Below are 16,821 nucleotides of genomic sequence, written 5' to 3'. Positions count from 1 at the left end.
CTCTTTCCGGCTCGGGCTCGTGAAGAACGATCAGTAGTGCGGCGGCACGTCCTGGATGAGCTGATCGTCGTTCGGGCCTTTCGCGCCCTTCGGCCGGGCACGTGGCGGCGTCGGCTGATCGGTCCCCGTCTCCGGGGCCGGGTCACTTCCGGGCACCGGAGTCAGTCGGGCACGACGCGATCCAGCGACCCGCACCACACGTTGACGCGGAGCATCGGGGTCGACCTGGTCAGTCATTCGGGGTGTCGGCGATATCGAGCGGCTGCGTGTCGTTCTCGGCGCGGGGCACGGTGTCGGAGATGCCCAACACGGCGGCGATGCGCGTCGCGACGGTCGCCGGATCGCTGTAGAGATCGAACGCGTGCACGCGCACGTAGTGCCAGCCGAGGCGACGGAGGACGTGCGGCCGCAGCCGCAGCGTCTCGCGCAGGGACTCACCGCGCGATTCCGGGTCGGGCTCGATCACGACCGCCTTGCCGCCGTGCTGCGCGACCAGCGGAAGCAGTCCGCGGTAGTCGACATCGACGGAGGCGCCGAGCCGCCGCAGTTCCCTGGCCAGGGCGAGAGTGAGCGGGTCAGCCAGATCCTCGAGCCGCGCATCCCTGCCGCGGGCGGCGAGACCACCGAGGATCGACATGAGCGTGGCTGCGCCGTGCTCGAGGCGCCCATCGTCGAAGGAGGACGGGCGGATCGACGAGACGAGGACCATCGATCGGCGGGCTCGGGTCATCCCGACCGTGAGCAGACGCTCGCCGTCCGGTGTGGAGAGATCGCCGAAGTCGCTCAGGACACGGCCGTGCTTGGTGAGTCCGAACCCGAGCGAGAAGATCACGCGGTCGCGACTCTCCGCCACGGATTCCTCGAGGGTGAGGACGGCGAACGGCTCTGCGGTATCACGGCCGACGAAGTCCGCCACGTCGGAACGCCCGGCGAAGGCGGAGGTGACAGCGGCACGCACGCGCTCGGCGTGACGCGCACTGGCGGTGACCACCATGAGGGATTCGGAGGGCCGGTGAACGGCGTGCTCGACCACGAGGGTCACCACACGCGCGACTTCGGCATCGGGGCTCTCGACCGCACCGGACACCGGATCAGGGGTACCCGTCCCGCCCTCGACGTAGTCGACCGTGAGGCTGCCGCGACCGAGATAGGAGCCCGCCCACGGCAGGGAGACGATCTCGCCGCCGTAGAACGCATCGTTGATGAGCTCAGCGAGATCCTCGCCACCGGCACGGTAGCTGCGCGTCAGAGTCATCACGGGCAGAAGCTCGGAGAGGCGCTCGAACACCGAGACGTCGTCGAACGACACCTCCGCCTCCCAGGTGTCCTCCGGGTCCACGGCGATGTGGAACGGTGTGGGACGCTGCGTGACCGGATCGCCGAACGCGACGACCTGGCGTGCCCGGCAGATCGCCGGTGCAGCCTCAGCCAGATTGATCGCGGCCGCATCGACGAGAAGGACGGTGTCGAACTCGACCGATTCCGGGATCTCCGGCACGAGGTACGGGGAAGAGATCCAGACGGGCGCGAGCACGTCGACGAGGGTCGGCGCGGCGCTGACGACCTGCGCAGTGGTCGCGGCGGGCTGAGTCAGCGCGCGCCGGAGATGCTGCGACTGCTGCGGTTCGTCGACGATCGCGATCCGCCACTGGTTGGCGAGCTGCCAGGCCAGGAGCGGGCCCGCCATCGCGGCGTGTGCCTCGTCCACCAGCCGGAAGTCGCGCTCGAGCCGGTCGACGACGGCGGTGTTCGCACCGAGGAGAGCACGGTTATCCTGCAGCGCGCGCTCGAGGAGCGACTGCCACCAGGCGAACTCGAGCTCCTCCCCCACCTGCGATTCGGCCACGTGCCGCACCGAAAGTTCCGCGAGCAGCGGCTCGAGCCCGAGGAGCGCGAGGCGATCGCGCAGCTGCGCGCGTTCCACGAGGTTCTCGAACACGTCGGACTTGGCGGCGAGCCCGGCAAGAGTGCGGACGAGTCGTGCGACCGGGAGCGACGCCAACGGCTCGCGGCGGCCCAGCGCGGCATCCAGTTCGGCGAGCTCCGCCTCGGCCCGCTGCCAGGCCACGTACACGTCGGCGAGACCGAGCGGGATCTCCGGGGCGACCCCCGCCTCGACGTACCGCTGCCACTGCGTGCGCTGAGTCTGGATCCGCAGCAGCGCTTCATGCATCTCGGTCACGTGGACGCCCGGACGGACATACTCCTTCGCCAGACGCCGCAGCCGCCGCCGGTTCGCTCCGGAGAGACCGGGGGCGTCGCGACGCGAGCCGTGCGCCTGGATGAGCTCGCCCAACGGCCGCTCGAAGACCGTGGGGCTGAAGCGATCGAGTGAATCGCGGATGCCCTGCAGCAGACGCAGATATTCGCCGAGCTCGTCGATCGTCGCAAACGGTCGCATGTGCGTCTGGGCGATCAGTTCGTAGCCGCGCTCGAGAAGAGCGGGGACGCTGTCCGAGTGCAGTCGACCGGCGAGCTCGTGCGCGGCTCTGGCCGCTTCGGTGCTCGTGAAGGTCACGCCGTACCACGGCGAATCATTCGGGCCGAAGCGGAACTCCCCGAGACGCGCGGCCTGAGCGAGGGCTTCTGCAGCCTCGCTGCGATCTGCCGCGAGGCGACGGAGAGCGTCGGTGCCGAGCCGAGCGGTGGTGGACGGCGGCACCGGCAGCGACGCGAGCCTGGTGAGCTGGCGGGTCGCGTCGAGCACCGAGGCATCCACTCCCGCGATGGGAGCCGTGAGAGCCTGGCGGTAGTCGCGCAGGACGGTCCGGAGGCGCACCAGCGCGTCGTCGACCTCACTGACCTTGGGTGGTGTCGCCTTCTCGTTGCGGCCGATCGCCCTGACCAGGTCGCGACGCACGCTGGCCGGCGAGATCGCGAGGCTGTCGAGCCCGATACCCGCGAGCCGATGACGAACGCCGTCGAGTGTCGAACGACGCGCCGAGACCACGAGCACGCGCTTGCCGGCGCGGACGAGTTCGCCGAGCGCGTTGATCACCGTCTGCGTTCCGCCCGTGCCGGGGAGCGTCGCCACCGTGAGCGAGTGCCCGGCGGCGATGCGCGCGAGAACCGCTTCCTGCTCGGCGTCTGCGTCGAGAAGAAGATTGTCCGATGCGGGAGCCCGATCGTCGGGTCCGGTGTGGTGCGGCGTGGCGCGAGGCGCCGTCACACGCTCGCGGTCGCCCACATGGCCGCCCAGCGCATTGAGGAGCACGTGATCGAGGCTTCCGGCGTCGCGGGACATCGCTCCGGAGACGTCGGCGAACGTCGACACCACGAGCCGCGGCTCTACGGAGAAGGTGTCGATCGAGCGGGTCATCACGCGCAGGTTGTCGATGACCGGCTGCGGCTTGAAGATCCCACCGTCGTACGCGAGCGCTGCGAGGGACGCGGCATCGATCGACAGCCCGAAATGATCACGGGCGATGCGGACGAGTTCGGGATTGACTTCGAACGCGCCCTGGAGCTTGAGTTCGAAGTCGGAGTGATGCCGCCGGATCGCCAGCGGCCGCAGCAGCACGGGCGCGGCGAAGCCTGCTCCGCCGATGCGCCACCGGGCGACTCCGACGGCCAGGTGCACGGCCTCGATGCCACGGACGGTGCGCAGTTCGGTGTTCTTCGCGGTGATCCGCTCAGCGGCCAGCCGCGCGGTGCGCAGACCCACCTCGTCGCGGAAGAGGTTCGACAGTAGGGTCGATTTTCCGGTGATGAACTGCGGCAGGCTGCCGGGGTGGGCCTTGGAGATGTCGATGCCCGATTCCGGGCCGTCGCGGAAGCTCACCAGCGGAGAGGGGCCGCCGAGGTCGGCCGCTTCCGCCCTCAGCCGGGTGCGCTCAGCCTCAGCGGCATGGGCGATGTCAACGCCGGTCGTGGGCTCGTGCAGATCGCCGATGGCCACAGCAGCGTCTGCCGCTGTGTTCTCCGCAGTCTTGTCTTCACGTCGCCACACAATGACACCCTAGGCGCGAGACCGGGCGAGCTGGGGTATCCCGGGCGGGTTTCCGCCGAATATCCGCCTCCGAGAGCCGATCCGCACTCCTCCTGCCCTGTGGCGATGACCGTCACGTTCTCCACCCCGCCCGGGAGGCCGGTGCTCCCCGGACGGCGATGCCGGTCAGGATGGTCGCATGACCTTCCGCTATGACTTCGCTCCGACTCCGTTCGGTGATGCCCTCGCGGTGTTCTCGGACGAGGGCATCGTGCGATTCGACCTCTCCGAATCCGAAGACCCGCTCGTTCCCTGGCTCCTCGAGGGCGTCACACGACAGCTGGGCGCCGTTCCGGAGCCCGACCCCGGGGCCGCCGACGAGCTCGCGCATCTTCTGGCCGACTACTTCGACGGCGACCCGGTGCGTTTCGACCAGCACCTCCGGCTCGACTGGCGGCTGGTGGACGGATTCCACCTGAGCGCCCTGCAGACGATCTGCACGATCGAATGGGGCGAGACGATGAGCTACGGAGAGGTGGCCGTCCGTGCCGGACACCCCGGCGCGGCCCGCGCGGTCGGCACCGCGTGTCGGCTCACGCCGTTCTCGATCATCGTGCCGGTGCATCGCGTCGTCCGGTCGGACGGAAGTGTGGGCCAGTACGGCGCGCACCCTGAGCGCAAGAGATACCTGCTCGACCTCGAGGCGGGTTGAGCGAGCGGACGCAGACGTGGACCCGGCGAGTAGGCCGCCGGGTCCACGTCTTGCCCGGGTTCGATCCTCAGGAGGCCGCGGTCAGTGCTCGACCGCCTTCTCCGCGCCGAACCCCGTGAGCGAGCGCACCTCCATCTCGGCGGCGAGCTGCGGAGACTCCTTGCGGGAGCTCGTCACCGTTCCGAGCCAGCCGAGGAGGAAACCCAGCGGGATCGAGACGATCCCGGGATTGTTCAGTGGCCACACGGCGATGTCGATCCCAGGGATCATCGATGTCGGGGTTCCCGAGAACACCGGCGACAGCACGATGAGCAGGATCGCCGACCCGAGCCCGCAGTACATGCTCCACACCGCGCCCCGGGTCGTGAACCGCCGCCAGAAGAGCGAATAGAGAATGGTCGGCAGATTGGCGGAAGCGGCTACGGCGAAAGCGAGAGCGACGAGGAATGCGATGTTCTGCCCCTGCGCTCCGATGCCGCCGAGGATCGCCAGGATGCCGATCACGACCACAGTGCGACGAGCGACGCGCACCTCGCCGTTCGGATCTGCGGCGACCGGCTCGCCGGCAGCATCCTTGCGCCCCTTCTGGATGACATTGGCGTAGATGTCGTGCGCGAACGACGCCGCAGCCGTGATCGTCAGGCCAGCGACCACCGCGAGGATCGTCGCGAAAGCCACGGCGGAGATGAAGCCCAGCAGCACCGGACCGCCGAGCCGGAGCGCGAGCAGCGGCGCCGCCGAGTTCACGCCGCCCGGAGCGGCCGCGATCACATCCGCACCGACCAGTGCTCCGGCACCGTAGCCGAGCACGAGGGTCAGCAGGTAGAAACCACCGATGAGCCAGATCGCCCAGACGACCGAGCGGCGTGCTTCCTTGGCCGTCGGCACGGTGTAGAAGCGCATGAGCACGTGCGGCAGGCCGGCGGTCCCGAGCACGAGCGCCATGCCGAGGGACAGGAAGTCCCACGGGTTCGCGCCGTACTGCAGTCCCGGAGCCAGGATCGCATCGCCCTTGTCGGAATTCGCGACCGCGGCTTCGAGAAGGGTGTTCAGGCTGAAGCCGTTGATCGCGAGCACCCAGGTCGTCATGCCGACGGCGCCGCCGATCAGGAGGACGGCCTTGACGATCTGCACCCAGGTGGTGCCCTTCATGCCGCCGATCAGGACGTAGACGATCATCAGCAAGCCGACCACGGCGATCACGATCGACTGCCCGAGCCGTCCGTCGATGCCGAGCAGCAGCGATACCAACCCACCGGCACCGGCCATCTGCGCCAGCAGATAGAAGAAGCACACAGCGAGCGTCGTGATCGCGGCCGCCATTCGCACCGGGCGCTGCTTCAAGCGGAACGACAGCACGTCCGCCATCGTGAACTTCCCGGTGTTGCGCATCAGCTCCGCCACCAGCAGCAGTGCGACGAGCCAGGCGACCAGGAATCCGATCGAATAGAGGAATCCGTCGTAGCCGTTGATCGCGATGGCGCCGCAGATGCCGAGGAAGGACGCCGCGGACAGATAGTCGCCTGCGATGGCGAATCCGTTCTGCGGTCCCGTGAAAGAACGGCCGGCGGCGTAGTAGTCGGCAGCGGTCTTGTTGTTGCGGCTCGCGCGGATGACGATGAAGAGTGTCACCGCGACGAAAGCCAGGAAGATCGAGATGTTGAAGACGGGGTTGATATCGAGAGCGACCGGCTCGACCGCCGCGCGGATTGCGTTCATGCGTGCCCCTGCGCCTTCTCGAGTTCTTCACGGATCTCCGTCGCCAACGGGTCGAGTTTCCGATTCGCGAACGACACGTACGCCATGGTTATGCCAAACGTCGTGACGAACTGTCCGAGACCGAGGAGGAGCCCGATGGTGATATCGCCCCACACACGTTGTCCCATGAAATCGGGCGCGAATGCCGCAAGAAGCACATAGGCGAAATACCACAACAGGAAGAACACGGCGAGCGGAAAGATGAACGATCTCTGCGTCCGTTTCAACCTCTGGAATCGTGGAGACTGCTCGACGGCGATGTAGTCGATCTCACCGTTCGAATCGACGTGCGTCTGATCACTCATGGGGCCTCCTTGCCACATGTCCGGTCCCCGCGCAGCGGAACTGTGCGGATGATAAAGTCGACGCTACGAAACGGGGAACACAGTCGTCACCCCGGAAGTAGGTAATTGTGAGCGCCCCAGTCCCTCTCGGTTCCGAGTCGGAGCTCGTCGCCCATGCGGTGCGCGAGCTCGCGCGGCGAACGCGATTCCCTGTCGCATTCGGCGGTCTCATCGAAGAGGGCGTCGTGAGCGTGACCAGTATCGTCGGCGCGCGAACCCGATCCCTGGACGGGTTGCGAGTGCGACCGGAGCGCGGTCTCGGCGGGCGCGCGATGATGGAATTGCGCCCACGGATGACGAGCGACTACGGCTCGTCGCAGCAGATCACCCACGACTACGACGTCTTCGTCCTCGGTGAAGGTTTGCGCACACTCCTCGCCCTCCCGATCGTCGTCCACGGCCGGTCCCGCGGCGTGCTCTACGCCGGCGCGTGGGATGAGGAACAGGTCGGTGGCGTCACCACCGCTCCAGCCATGCAGGTGGCCCAGTCCGTCGCCGACGAATTGCGGATCCGCGACGAGGTACAGCGACGGCTGGACACGAGCCCGCTGGGAAGTGAGGCTGTGGCGCCCCCGCAGCGCGAGGCGCTCCGGGAGAGCTTCGCCGAGCTGCGCAGCATCGCGGCGTCGGTCGACGACGCGGCGATACGGGCACGGATCGCCGAGGTCGAGCGGCGCCTCGTGGCACTCGCCGGGGATTCGACTCCCGCTACGACGGCCCCCGTGCCTACGATCCATCTCTCACCCCGTGAAACCGACGTCCTCGCCTGCGCGGCGCTGGGATCGACCAATGCGGAGATCGCCGCGCAACTCGGGCTGCGCGAGGGCACGGTCAAGGCATACCTCGGCACCGCGATGGCGAAACTCGACGCTTCCACCCGTCATGCGGCCGTCACTCGAGCGCGCCGCGCGGGGCTTCTTCCCTGAGACCAGCGCTGAAGCGGATTATGACCATGCAATATTCAATTGTTGTCGCATTTCGCTTCTGCAGGTAAAGTCGCACGCATGGCTAGACGAATTGTGCACCAGCTGGTCGACGACATCGACGGCAGCGTCCTCGAAGTCGGAGAAGGCGAGACCGTGCATTTCTCGGTCAACGGCGCCTCCTACGAGATCGATTTGAATGCCGCGCATGCGGAGGAATTGCGAAAGGCTCTCGAGCCGTATATCGCTGCAGGGCGTCGCGCCGGGTCCTCCAGCACCGCACGTTCCTCTTCATCTTCTCGCAAGCGACCGGCACGCAATCCCGAGGTCGCCGCCATCCGGGCATGGGCCAATGAGAACGGCTACACGCTCTCCGAGCGAGGACGCATCCCCGCCCCGATCCTGGATGCGTACAAGGCAGCGCACTGAGTTCGGCCCCTCGTGGGCCGTTCTCTCAATCAGACGTCTGCTGTAACCAGGCTTCGTCTCGAAGCGTGATCTCTTCCGTCATGTCCTGGAGGAATCGGATCACGACATCGCGTTCTGCCGGCGAGAGCCGGGCGGCCGCATAGAAGCGCTTCGCCTGCTGTCGACCGACCGTCTCCATCGCCGCGAGCCGCGTCTCCGGCGTGATGCTGATGCGGAGCGCCCTCCGGTCGGTCGGGTGGGGTGAGCGGGTGATGTGCCCGCCCTTCTCCAGCCGATCGAGGAGCTTGGTCGTCGCGGCCGTCGAGACATCCAGGTGGTGAGCTATCCCTCCCGGTGTCGCCACCAGGCTCCGGTTCGCGCACACGATCAGATAGTGCAGCGCACGCATATCTGTCTCATTCAGCCGCATGTACCGGCGTGACGCCTGAGAGAGGGTCTGTTCCGCTTCTCGAAGCCCCGCGAGCGACTCCATGAGGCGGGCGATCTGCCGCAGTTCCTCTGGCGGCACGCCGGTTCGGTCGACCAGTGTGCTTCGCGGATCACTGGCATCGACGTCGTAGATCGCTGCGTGGCTCAACCCATCCGGCGTGCGGTCAGCAGAGCTCGTATCGCCGTCGACGGGCGGATTCATCGCCGGCGACCCCGCGTGCGGGGTGGTGCCGGGCTCCGTGTCCATGCGATCATGTTACACACCCACAGTTTCATGCTAAGTTGACTACTCACCAAGTTAGCAATCTTGAGAGGCTCGAACAAGGGAGATGCCATGGATTACGTGACCCTCCTGGCCGATGACGGAACCGCCGTCGGCACGTTGCCGAAGAGCGACGTCCACACGAGCGATACCCCGCTGCATCTCGCCTTCTCCTGCTACGTCTTCGACGCACGAGGGCGTCTGCTCCTGACACGCCGGTCCCTCGCGAAGCGGACCTGGCCAGGAGTCTGGACGAACAGCTTCTGCGGTCATCCACGACCCGACGAGGAGATGGCGGACGCCGTTCGGCGCCGCGGCATCGACGAGCTCGGCGTCCAGCTCACGGGTATTCGCCTCGCGCTGCCCGACTACCGCTACCGCGCCGTCGACGCGAGCGGAATCGTCGAGAACGAGATCTGCCCGGTGCACGTGGCCGTCATCGACGGAGAACCCGAGGCCGATCCGGACGAGGTGTCCGAGTGGACGTGGGTCGAAGTTCCCGCCCTGATCGAAGCCGTCACCCATGCACCGTTCGCGTTCAGCCCGTGGCTCGTCGAGCAGCTTCCGCTGTTGCGACGGCTCGGCGAGGTCTGAATCATGAGCGCGACGGCGACCGAGGAAGCACTCGGTACACGGATCGAAGCCGCGCTGCGGCGACGCTTCTCCGCGCACACGGCAGCGGCGGAGAAATACGGCCCCGGGTTCACGGAGCTGTGGACGGTGGCGGCCGAGCACGCACTCGGCGGCAAACTCATCCGGCCGCGACTGCTCGTCGACCTGGCGCAGGCCCTCTCACCGCACCCGCTCTCGGCGGAGGCGAGCGAGTCCGCGATCGATGTCGCGGCCGAGGTCGAGCTGCTGCACTTCGCCTTCCTCCTGCATGACGATGTCATCGACGGAGATCTCATCCGCCGGCGCGGACCGAACCTGATTGGCACTCTCGTCGCGGGTCGGCCGGACGCCCCTGCCGCACCGAAACTGCACTGGGCGCGATCGAGCGCGATCCTCCTCGGCGATCTCCTGTTGACTTCGGCGGTGCTGGGGTTCGCCCGGGTGGACGTCTCCGTGCACGCACGCGATCGCCTGCTCTCGCTTCTGGAGCAGACCATCCTCGAGACCGTCGCCGGTGAGCATGCCGATGTCGCTCTCAGCGACGGCATGATCACTCCGGATCTACGAACGATCCTCTCGACGAGCGCCTACAAGACGGCGACGTACTCGTTCGTGCTTCCGCTGCGCGCCGCAGCCGTGCTGGCAGGGTCGTCGGCGGCGACCGAGCAGCGACTCACCACGATCGGCCGACACCTCGGCCTCGCGTATCAGCTGCAGGATGATCTGCTCTCCGTGTTCGGCGACCCCGACGAACACGGCAAGGATCCCTTCTCGGACCTGCGGGAAGGCAAGGAGACCGCGATCATCTCCTATGCCCGCATGACGAGCCACTGGGAGGGGATCGAACAGCACTTCGGCAGAGCCGATCTCAGCGGCGCGGACGGCTCCCGAGCTCGCGATCGACTGCGCGAGTGCGGCGCCGAGGCATTCGTGCGTGGGCTCGTCCGCGAGCACCTCGAGGCCGCATCGACCGTTCTCCGCGACGCGGAGTCCGAGGGCACACTCCCACCGGCCGCCGGACGGACGATCCGCGCACTGGCCTCCCGCGTCGATGGTCGCGAGCGATGACCACCATCCCCCACGATCCCTCCGACGACGCCGCCCTCCGCCGTTTCAGCCGCACGGCGGAGATCGCGACGAGCGACGTGATCCGCACCTACTCGACGTCGTTCGGACTCGCGACCCGGCTTCTCGGACGGCGACATCGTCAACATGTGCGCAACATCTACGCGATGGTGCGCATCGCCGACGAGATCGTCGACGGTGTCGCCGCCGAGGCCGGGCTCGACAGCGCGGCGCAGTCGGCAGCTCTCGCCTCCTATGTGGAAGCGACTCATCGCTCGATGCGCAGCGGATACAGCAGCGACCTGATCCTGCACGCCTTCGCGCGGACGGCCCGGGAGTGCGACATCGACGAAGACCTGACCACGCCCTTCTTCGATTCGATGAGTGCCGACGTCGACCGTGAGACGGGTTTCGCCGCCTACGACGCCGACGCCCACGCGGCATATGTCTACGGGTCCGCCGAGGTCGTCGGGTTGATGTGCCTTCAGGTATTCCTGCGGGACTCGCCCCGCACACCCGAGGAGCTCGAGACCCTCCGACGCGGTGCGCGACAGCTCGGCGCAGCCTTCCAGAACGTCAACTTCCTGCGCGACCTCGCCGACGACACGGATCGTCTGCACCGCGGTTACCTCGGCGGCACCACGCGTCTGACCGACGCAGACCGGGACGACTGGGTCGACACGATCCTGCGCCAGCTGGCCGACGCCCGTGCGGCGATCCCCCTGCTCCCGAAGGATGCTCGCGCGGCCGTGCGCAGCGCGCTGGCGCTGTTCGCCGCACTGACCCGCCGCGTTGCGAAGACACCGGCCGAGGTCCTGTACCGACGACGGGTGCGGGTGCCCGACCCGATCAAGGCCGTGCTCGCCGCTCGCGCGGTAGCCGTGACCGCGATGGAGCGCGACCGATGAGCCGTGTGGTGGTGATCGGTGCGGGCGTCGCCGGCCTCGCGACCGCGGGACTGCTCGCACGGGACGGGCACGAGGTCGTCGTCCTCGAGAAGAACGACCGCGTCGGCGGGCGGGCCGGAACGATGGAGCGTGACGGCTTCCGATTCGACTCCGGACCGTCGTGGTACCTGATGCCCGAGGTCTTCGACCACTTCTTCGCGATGATGGGCACCACGACCGAGGAGCAGCTCGACCTCACCCGACTGGATCCCGGCTATCGCGTGTTCCGCGAACCGACCGCAGAGGATCCGACGCGCGGCGCGGTGACGGTGCCCGCCGGCAGGCAGGCCGTCACGCGCCTCTTCGAGGATCTGGAACCGGGTTCTGCCCCGGCGCTGGACTCCTACCTGCAGTCGGCACGTCATGCCGGCGAGATGGCGCAGAAGTACTTCCTCTACAACCCTTTCACCCGGACACGGTCGCTCCTGGCGCCGGAGGTCCTTCGAGCGCTACCCCGTCTGTTCACGCTGCTCGGCACCCGGCTGCAGTCCTTCGCGGCTCGTCGTTTCCGGCATCCGGTCGTGCGTCAGATCCTCGGCTACCCGGCGGTGTTCCTCGGCACAGACCCTCGCAGCGCTCCCGCGATGTACCACCTGATGAGCTCCCTCGACCTGGACCAGGGCGTCAGCTACCCACAGGGCGGGTTCTGGCGGGTCATCGAACGGATCGAGGCCCTGGCCCGCGATGCGGGAGCCCGGGTCGTCACGGGTGCCGACGTCACCGGCATCCGCACCGAGGATGGGGACGGCGGAACACGCGTGACCGGCGTCGATTGGGTGGACGGATCGGGTACCTCCCACGTCGAGCTCGCCGATATCGTCGTCTCCGCCGCAGACCTGCACCACACCGAGACCAGGCTGTTGCCGCGATCACTGCAGAGCTATCCTGAGTCGTGGTGGACTCGCCGCACGAGCGGTCCCGGCGGGGTGCTCGTCATGCTCGGGGTAGAAGGCTCCCTGCCCGAACTCCCTCACCACTCGCTGTTCTTCACCGACGACTGGGATGCGAACTTCGACGCGATCTTCGGCCCCACCCCGTCCGTCCCCGCCCCGGCCTCGACCTACGTCTGCCGACCGAGCGCATCCGACCCCGATGTCGCGCCGCCCGGCCACGAGAACCTGTTCATCCTGGTTCCCGTTCCGGCGGATGTCGAGCTCGGGCATGGCGGATCCGATGGGTCGGGGTCCGCGGAGATCGAGCGAGCGGCCGATGCCGCCATCGACCAGGTCGCGGCATGGGCACGCATCCCCGATCTCCGTGAGCGGATCGTCGTGCGCGAGACCAAAGGGCCGGCCGACTTCCGCGACGACTACCGCTCGTGGCGGGGCGGGATGCTCGGGCCGGCGCACATCCTCTCCCAGAGTGCGATGTTCCGCGCTCAGAACGCGTCCAGGCGGGTGCAGGGACTCTTCTACGCCGGTGCCACGACCGCGCCCGGCGTCGGCGTGCCGATGTGCTTGATCAGTGCCGAGATCGTCCTGAAGCGTCTCCGCGGTGATCACTCCCCTGGCCCACTCCCGGAACCGGATGCCCCCACGATCGGGACGGCGGGCTCCTGATGGGCGCGCTGTACCTGACCGCGCTGTTGGTCTCGCTGGGCTGCATGCTGCTTCTGGACTGGCGGTTCCGGCTGTTCTTCTGGCGGGATGCGCTCTCGGCCGCCGTCGTCACGGTGGTCGGCCTCGTCTTCTTCCTCCTGTGGGACGCGGCGGGCATCGTGAACGGCATCTTCCTCCGCGGCGACGCGGCGATCGCGACGGGTCTGGTGCTCGCACCGGAACTGCCCGTGGAGGAACCGGTGTTCCTGCTCTTCCTCATCGTGTGCACGATGGTCATCTACACCGGCTCCGCCCGCCTGCTCGCTCGGAGGCGCGACCGGCTCGGTACGAAGGCCGGTGACGCATGAGTTACATCCACGTCGCAGCCTGCTTCCTCCTCGTCGCCGCCGCCGGTGGCATCGTCCTGGCCCTCGCCTCCCGCCGACGCGGACCCGTGCCCGCGGCCGTCCTGCTGACGGTGCTCGTCCTGTTCCTCCTCACGGCCGTTTTCGACACGCTGATGATCGCGAGTGGGCTGTTCCACTACGCACAGGATCCCCTGCTCGGTCTGCACATCGGCCTCGCCCCCATCGAGGACTTCGCGTATCCGCTCGCAGGCGCGCTGCTCCTTCCCGCCCTGTGGACGGCTCTGCGCGCACGGCGGCGAGCGCGCGAAGTCTCGACCGAGAATGACGAGGCCCGCGGATGAACGCCCGATCCGCACGCGAGCGCACCTTCGGACGGGATCTCGCGCAGATCGTGCTCTCCTCGCGGCCGATCAGCTGGATCAACACCGCGTTCCCCTTCGCGGCGGCCTATCTCCTCGCCACGCGAGAACTCGACATGACCCTGGTGATCGGGACCCTCTACTTCCTCGTCCCGTACAACCTCGCGATGTACGGGATCAACGATGTCTTCGACTACGCCTCCGATCTGGCGAACCCCCGTAAGGGCGGCATCGAGGGCGCGCTCCTTGCGCCTCGCATCCATCGCGCTACGCTCTGGGCGGCGGCCGCCACGAACATCCCGTTCCTCGTCTACCTCGTGATCGTCGGGAACCCGGCATCCTGGTTCTGGCTCGCTGTCAGCGTGTTCGCGGTGATCGCCTACTCGGCACCGGTGCTGCGTTTCAAGGAGCGGCCGTTCCTCGATTCGATCACCTCGAGCACGCACTTCGTGAGTCCGGCGATCGTCGCTCTCGCCCTGGTCGGCGCACCGGTCACGGCCGGCACGATCATCACACTCGGCGCCTTCTTCCTGTGGGGCATGGCAGCGCATGCCTTCGGTGCCGTGCAGGACATAGGCCCCGATCGCGAAGGCGGAATCTCCTCGACAGCCACCGTCATCGGGGCGCGTGCGACGGTTCGACTCTCCCTCGGGCTCTGGGCGATCGCCGGTGCGGCGATGCTGTTCACCCCCTGGCCCGGCCCGCTCGCCGCCGTCCTCGCTCTGCCTTACGTGGTCAACGCAGCACCGTGGTGGAACGTCGACGATGGCAGCTCCGCGTCGACGAATCGCGCCTGGCGCCGGTTCATCGCCCTCAACTACTTCGCCGGCTTCCTCGCGACGATGATCCTGATCCTCGCGTGGATCTCCTGACTCCTGCCTCCTGCTACTGACTCCTGCTTCTGAACGACCGTCCTCCCCGAAAGGCACCTGATGTCCCGCCCCGATTCCCCACCGACTCCACCCCTCAGGGAGCGCTCGCGGCAGCACTCCTGGGCGCGGGTCTTCATCCCCGTGGCTCTGATCCTCGTGTGGCTGGTGGGCGCCTCTCTGGGCGGTCCACTGTTCGGCAAGATCGATGAGGTCTCCTCCAACGAGCAGACGACGTACCTCCCCGAATCCGCGCAGGCCACCGAGGTGCAGCAGCTGCTCGGTGAGTTCAACGACAGCGACTCGATCCCGGCGATCGCCGTCTTCACGTCCGAGGATGAGCTCACGCAGAGCGAACTCGATGCGATCTCGGATGCGGTGGCCGGGGCCTCGACCGTGGAGGGCGTCGGCGAGGATGTGTCTCCCGCCCTCCCCTCCGATGACGGGCAGGCAGTACAGGCGTTCATCCCGATCGACAGCGACGCCGAGCTGGCCGACACGACGACGGCACTGGGCGACGAGCTGCGCGCCGGCGTCCCGGACGGCATCAGCGTGTACATCACGGGACCCGCGGGGTTCAGCGCCGACCTGGTCGCCGGCTTCGCCGGGATCGATGGGCTGCTCCTCGGCGTCGCACTCCTGGCGGTGCTGGTCATCCTGGTACTCGTCTACCGCTCGTTCCTGCTGCCGCTGGTCGTTCTCTCGACGAGCCTGTTCGCGCTCTGCGTGGCGCTCCTCGTGGTGTGGTGGCTGGCGAAGTTCGAGGTGCTGCTTCTCAGCGGCCAGACACAGGGAATCCTCTTCATCCTCGTGATCGGCGCCGCCACCGACTACGCCCTGCTCCTCGTCGCACGCTTCCGCGAGGAGCTCCGGGTGGCGCAGGACAAGGGCGTCGCACTCCTGGCGGCATGGAAGGGCTCGGTCGAACCGATCGCGGCCTCGGGCGGCACCGTGATCGCCGGACTCCTCTGTCTGCTGCTCAGCGACCTGAAGTCGAACAGCACGCTCGGCCCCGTCGCGGCGATCGGCATCGTCTTCGCCATGCTGTCCGCCCTCACCCTGCTTCCCTCCCTGCTTCTGCTCTTCGGTCGCGCCGTGTTCTGGCCGCGACGTCCGCGCTTCGAACCGGAAGTGGTCGCCGCAGAGCACGGCATGCGCACGACGGGACTGTGGGCGCGGCTGGCGGGACTCATCAAGCGGCGCCCACGGGTCATCTGGATCGTGACGACCTTGGTCCTCGTCGCCGGCGCGGCAGGTGTCACACAGCTCGACGCGAACGGGGTGCCGCAATCGGACCTGGTGCTCGGCGCCTCGGAAGCCCGCGACGGTCAGGTGGCTCTGGGCGAGCACTTCCCCGGCGGATCCGGCAGCCCCGTGTACGTGGTCGTCGACGAGGGCCGACTGCAGGATGCCGCGGACGTCCTGCTCGCGAACGACGGGATCGATGCGGTCTCCGTCGCCGCCGCGGACTCCCCCAGCGGCACCGCCCCCGTCACCGAGGACGGCATCACGGCCGTCGGCCCGCCGGGCACCCCCGCCCCCGACCCCACGACGGTCGACGGGCAGGTGCTGCTTCAGGGCACGCTGACCGACGCGGCCGACTCGGCCGCCGCTGCCGCCACCGTGAGAGAGGTGCGTTCCGACCTCGGCGACACGAAGGCACTCGTGGGTGGCGTCACCGCGACCTCGATCGACACGAACGATGCCTCCATCCATGACCGCAACCTGATCATCCCCGTGATCCTCCTCGTGATCATGCTGATCCTCATGCTGCTGCTGCGGTCGATCCTCGCGCCGGTGCTGTTGATCCTGACGACGGTCCTGTCGTTCGGAACCGCGATGGGTGTCGCCGCGCTCGTGTTCAACGGAATCTTCGACTTCCCCGGTGCGGACCCCGCCGTTCCGCTCTTCGGGTTCGTGTTCCTCGTGGCACTCGGCATCGACTACAACATCTTCCTGATGACGCGGGTCCGCGAGGAGTCGAAGCAGCACGGCACCCGAGAGGGGATCCTGCGGGGCCTGTCGATCACGGGCGGGGTGATCACGTCAGCGGGTCTCGTGCTCGCGGCGACCTTCGCCGCGCTGTCGGTGATCCCCATCCTGTTCCTGGTGCAGCTGGCCTTCATCGTGGCGTTCGGGGTGCTGCTGGACACGTTCGTCGTCCGTTCGCTGCTCGTCCCCGCGCTGACGTACGACATCGGCAAGGCGATCTGGTGGCCTTCCAAGCTGTGGCGCCGCGGCGAGGACTGATGCGCGAGGGGGCGTGCGGGCGGTCGCC

The 16,821-nt window shown here is 67.8% G+C and carries 15 protein-coding genes; 11 read left to right on the top strand and 4 right to left on the bottom strand.

Translation table 11 applies throughout. The annotated features are described in order from the left end of the window. Positions 1-229: 229 nt before the first annotated feature. Positions 230-3,898 (bottom strand): AAA family ATPase, encoded by a 3,669-nt coding sequence (locus tag ACCO44_RS08615; RefSeq protein ID WP_372469388.1) that lies wholly within the window; start codon positions 3,896-3,898, stop codon positions 230-232. A 229-nt stretch (positions 3,899-4,127) separates the two neighbouring features. Between ACCO44_RS08615 and ACCO44_RS08610 the strand changes: the two genes are divergently transcribed. Next, entirely contained in the window at positions 4,128-4,640 is a 513-nt protein-coding gene (locus tag ACCO44_RS08610; protein WP_105711310.1) for a methylated-DNA--[protein]-cysteine S-methyltransferase, read from the top strand. A gap of 81 nt (positions 4,641-4,721) precedes the next feature. Here ACCO44_RS08610 and ACCO44_RS08605 read toward each other — a convergent pair whose 3' ends face one another. Next, complete coding sequence (locus ACCO44_RS08605; protein ID WP_372469255.1) at positions 4,722-6,359, bottom strand: cation acetate symporter; 1,638 nt, start codon at positions 6,357-6,359, stop codon at positions 4,722-4,724. Continuing rightward, positions 6,356-6,703 carry a DUF485 domain-containing protein gene (locus ACCO44_RS08600; protein WP_029262720.1) on the bottom strand — a complete coding sequence of 116 codons (348 nt, stop codon included), beginning with the start codon at positions 6,701-6,703 and terminating at the stop codon, positions 6,356-6,358. The genes ACCO44_RS08605 and ACCO44_RS08600 overlap by 4 nt, the downstream gene beginning before the upstream one ends. Before the next feature lie 107 nt (positions 6,704-6,810). On the opposite strand from ACCO44_RS08600, the gene ACCO44_RS08595 reads away from it, so the two are divergent. Both ACCO44_RS08595 and ACCO44_RS08590 read left to right on the top strand, forming a co-directional pair. Continuing rightward, on the top strand, positions 6,811-7,668 hold the full coding sequence (locus ACCO44_RS08595; RefSeq protein ID WP_372469254.1) for a LuxR C-terminal-related transcriptional regulator: 858 nt from the start codon (positions 6,811-6,813) through the stop codon (positions 7,666-7,668). A gap of 78 nt (positions 7,669-7,746) precedes the next feature. Beyond that, entirely contained in the window at positions 7,747-8,094 is a 348-nt protein-coding gene (locus ACCO44_RS08590; protein WP_029262722.1) for an Lsr2 family protein, read from the top strand. A gap of 25 nt (positions 8,095-8,119) precedes the next feature. On the opposite strand, the gene ACCO44_RS08585 is transcribed toward ACCO44_RS08590, so the two are convergent. Continuing rightward, positions 8,120-8,770 carry a MarR family winged helix-turn-helix transcriptional regulator gene (locus ACCO44_RS08585; RefSeq protein ID WP_372469253.1) on the bottom strand — a complete coding sequence of 217 codons (651 nt, stop codon included), beginning with the start codon at positions 8,768-8,770 and terminating at the stop codon, positions 8,120-8,122. A gap of 87 nt (positions 8,771-8,857) precedes the next feature. Between ACCO44_RS08585 and idi the strand changes: the two genes are divergently transcribed. The 8 genes from idi to ACCO44_RS08545 are packed head-to-tail and all read left to right on the top strand — an operon-like array spanning position 8,858 to position 16,793. Further along, positions 8,858-9,379 carry an isopentenyl-diphosphate Delta-isomerase gene (idi, locus tag ACCO44_RS08580; protein ID WP_372469252.1) on the top strand — a complete coding sequence of 174 codons (522 nt, stop codon included), beginning with the start codon at positions 8,858-8,860 and terminating at the stop codon, positions 9,377-9,379. A gap of 3 nt (positions 9,380-9,382) precedes the next feature. Beyond that, positions 9,383-10,465: a polyprenyl synthetase family protein gene (locus ACCO44_RS08575; protein WP_372469251.1), complete on the top strand. Its 1,083-nt coding sequence runs from the start codon at positions 9,383-9,385 to the stop codon at positions 10,463-10,465. Further along, positions 10,462-11,370 carry a phytoene/squalene synthase family protein gene (locus tag ACCO44_RS08570; RefSeq protein WP_372469250.1) on the top strand — a complete coding sequence of 303 codons (909 nt, stop codon included), beginning with the start codon at positions 10,462-10,464 and terminating at the stop codon, positions 11,368-11,370. Before ACCO44_RS08575 ends, ACCO44_RS08570 begins: the two co-directional genes overlap by 4 nt. Continuing rightward, positions 11,367-12,968: a phytoene desaturase family protein gene (crtI, locus tag ACCO44_RS08565; RefSeq protein WP_029262727.1), complete on the top strand. Its 1,602-nt coding sequence runs from the start codon at positions 11,367-11,369 to the stop codon at positions 12,966-12,968. The genes ACCO44_RS08570 and crtI overlap by 4 nt, the downstream gene beginning before the upstream one ends. Then, a complete protein-coding gene (locus ACCO44_RS08560; protein WP_372469249.1) occupies positions 12,968-13,315 on the top strand; it encodes a lycopene cyclase domain-containing protein in 348 nt (115 codons plus the stop codon). The genes crtI and ACCO44_RS08560 overlap by 1 nt, the downstream gene beginning before the upstream one ends. Continuing rightward, positions 13,312-13,656 carry a lycopene cyclase domain-containing protein gene (locus tag ACCO44_RS08555; protein ID WP_372469248.1) on the top strand — a complete coding sequence of 115 codons (345 nt, stop codon included), beginning with the start codon at positions 13,312-13,314 and terminating at the stop codon, positions 13,654-13,656. Before ACCO44_RS08560 ends, ACCO44_RS08555 begins: the two co-directional genes overlap by 4 nt. Beyond that, positions 13,653-14,546 carry a prenyltransferase gene (locus tag ACCO44_RS08550; protein WP_372469247.1) on the top strand — a complete coding sequence of 298 codons (894 nt, stop codon included), beginning with the start codon at positions 13,653-13,655 and terminating at the stop codon, positions 14,544-14,546. The genes ACCO44_RS08555 and ACCO44_RS08550 overlap by 4 nt, the downstream gene beginning before the upstream one ends. Positions 14,547-14,606: 60 nt before the next feature. Further along, on the top strand, positions 14,607-16,793 hold the full coding sequence (locus ACCO44_RS08545; RefSeq protein WP_372469246.1) for an MMPL family transporter: 2,187 nt from the start codon (positions 14,607-14,609) through the stop codon (positions 16,791-16,793). Positions 16,794-16,821: the final 28 nt, after the last annotated feature.

It is taken from the genome of Microbacterium maritypicum (assembly GCF_041529975.1).
Taxonomy (GTDB): Bacteria; Actinomycetota; Actinomycetes; order Actinomycetales; family Microbacteriaceae; genus Microbacterium.
This window is presented reverse-complemented; position numbering and strand designations above follow the sequence as displayed.